Origin of the sequence: Plesiomonas sp. (genome assembly GCF_051650925.1) — a bacterium.
Taxonomy (GTDB): domain Bacteria; phylum Pseudomonadota; class Gammaproteobacteria; order Enterobacterales; family CAMTGL01; genus Plesiomonas.
Genome location: NZ_JBOFRH010000194.1, coordinates 1 through 1925 on the forward strand (window position 1 = coordinate 1; position 1925 = coordinate 1925).

A 1925-nucleotide genomic window follows, 5' to 3' on the forward strand; every position below is an offset into this window, starting at 1 on the left:
CCCATTTTTTTGGCCAGCTCACTTAACACATCGTACGATGTTCGGCACTCCCATAATGGTGGGATAGCCTGCTGCAAACGCACCATATAATGGTACGCACCACTGGCATACGAATTATCAATTAAGTCACTCGACTCAACCGAAGTTGCATCTGGCAAAACCAAATCAGCATAACGGGTTGATGCCGTCATATGGTTATCCCAGACTAAAACAAACTCACACAAAGACTCATCTTGCAGGATCTGGTGTGTTCTATTTAAATCAGAGTGCTGGTTGCCCGTTACGTTACTGGCATAGTTCCACAAAAACTTCACATTCGTGTCGAGCTTCTCTTTACCCAGCACATAAGCATTTTTAGCCGTCATCTCTGTGCCGCGAACGATCGCGTCAGTCCACAAAAAACATGGAATAGAGGTTTTTACCGGATTAGGAATACTGAAATTTGGCACGCTGTATTTAACATTACCGCCCCAACCACCAGTATTAGTACCAGGCTTACCGATATTTCCGGTCATGATCGGCAGCATCATTACCGATCTGGCGGATTGCTCACCATTTGCCGTTCGCTGTAATCCCCAGCCTTGTGAAATCCAAGCCGCCTTTGAGCTGCCCATTTCACGCGCCAATTGAAGAATACGGGTGGCAGGAATACCGGTGATCTCACTGGCCCACTCAGGCGTTTTAGCGACCTTATCTGCGCCAGAGCCAAGAATATAATCTTTATAAGAGGCATTTTCGGGGGCTGATTCAGGCAATGTTGTTGCATCCCAGCCAACACAATATGTTTTCAGGAATGCTTCATCCGTCAGCCCTTCTTGAATCAGGCAATAGCCGATTGCCGCCACTAATGCAGCATCAGTACCCGGCCGAATCGGGATCCACTCTGCATTCAGCGCGGTCACGCTATCGGTAAAACGCGGATCAATAATAATGACCTTCGCTTTACTCTTTTCCAGCGCCGTTAACAGCTCATAAAACTGCCCACCTCCCGACATGCGGGTTTCCCCCACATTCTGGCCAAACATCACCACCAGATCGGAGTTTTTTACCTCAGAGAAAAGTGACAACTCATCAGAGCCGTAGACAAAAGGCACAATGCGGTCAATTTGGCCGGTAGAGTAAGTGTTGTGCTGCTCTAAATATCCACCCAATAAGTTTAGAAACCGTTTACATGCCGTGCGGCCTTGTAAATTTGCTCCCGTTGAACCAGTGCCATACTGATAATAGATCGCTTCATTACCGTATTTTTCAATCACCCGTGTTAACTGGCCGGCCACAATCGTCGTCGCTTCATCCCAGCTAATACGCTTAAATTTTCCCTCACCACGTTTACCTACGCGTAGCATCGGATACTTAATCCGGTCAGGGTTATAGGTTTTCCAGCGTACTGAGCGCCCGCGCAAACAGGGGCGGATTTGGTGTTGTCCGAATGCTGAATCATCAACAATCGTTTCATTAGAAATTTTCGTGATCACACCGTCTTTCACATGCACCTTTAACGGGCAACGGCTGCCGCAGTTTACCAAGCAGGCACTGTAGCGGATCTCTTCACCTGCCGCGGTTGCGGCAGCAGAAACATTTTCGGTTGCGGCCTGAGCACGAAACGGCAGACTCATTGTGCTGGCAACGGCTGCCGCACCGGTCACTGCCGCAGACCCCTGTACAAAGGTTCGGCGGCTCATCAAGCGCGAAATTATCGATTTTTTAATGGTCATGACATTGCTCGCATTATTATGATGCCAGCAAGTGTTAACTACTTAGTGGTAGATACCCATGATCCTCATCAATTTAAATACACTCTTTGTTACTTATTTTTTACTTATACAACATTTAGTTACATACTTATTGCATCAAAAAACAGTATTTTATTGAGGGATACAGAGCAGTATCACCCTCACTCAACCAAATTACTGACCCGATTACCG

Annotated in this window: 1 protein-coding gene; it reads right to left on the bottom strand. The window is 47.0% G+C overall.

Annotated elements, in window-relative coordinates; translation table 11 throughout:
- On the bottom strand, window positions 1–1715 hold a 1715-nt coding region (locus ACRC27_RS04745; protein ID WP_438639306.1), incomplete at its 3' end, for a DMSO/selenate family reductase complex A subunit.
- Window positions 1716–1925: the final 210 nt, after the last annotated feature.